The sequence below is a fragment of the Actinospica durhamensis genome, assembly GCF_018139695.1.
Taxonomy (GTDB): domain Bacteria; phylum Actinomycetota; class Actinomycetes; order Streptomycetales; family Catenulisporaceae; genus Actinospica; species Actinospica durhamensis.
Window position 1 is genome coordinate 1 of record NZ_JAGSOG010000782.1, and the last position, 428, is coordinate 428.

Genomic DNA, 428 nt, shown 5'->3' on the forward strand with positions numbered 1-428 from the left:
GCCGGTCACAGCCCACCCCACGCGCCAGAGCCTTCGCCTGCTCGACAAGCGCCGCCTCCGCCGCCCCGTCCCGATGCTCCGGAACAGTCCAGACAACCCCATAACACAGAGTCCGGTTGGCATTCAGATCCCGCTGCAGCCGCGCGAAACTCACGACGCCCCCCGCCGCATCGCGCGCCGCCAGAATCCACCGCTCCCGCGTCGGGTTCTCGGCCGTCACCACCTTGAGCCACCCAGCATCCGGCTCCGGATACCGCGGCTGGTCGACGGCAACAGCGGCACGCAGCACCGGCAGCAGCTCCTCAAGCGTGCCAGGCATGCGCGGGTCAAGCTGAAGGATCTTCGACGTGGTCATCGGACCGAGTAAAGACCCGCCGACACGACCGTGTCCACCGGATTTCCACGCCCCGCCGCACCCCCCGCAGGCA

1 protein-coding gene is annotated in these 428 nt (G+C 69.2%); it reads right to left on the reverse strand.

Features of this window, described 5'->3' with window-relative positions:
- Positions 1 to 355: hypothetical protein (locus KDL01_RS42200; protein ID WP_212534307.1), on the reverse strand; the 355-nt coding region annotated here is incomplete at its 3' end.
- Positions 356 to 428: the final 73 nt, after the last annotated feature.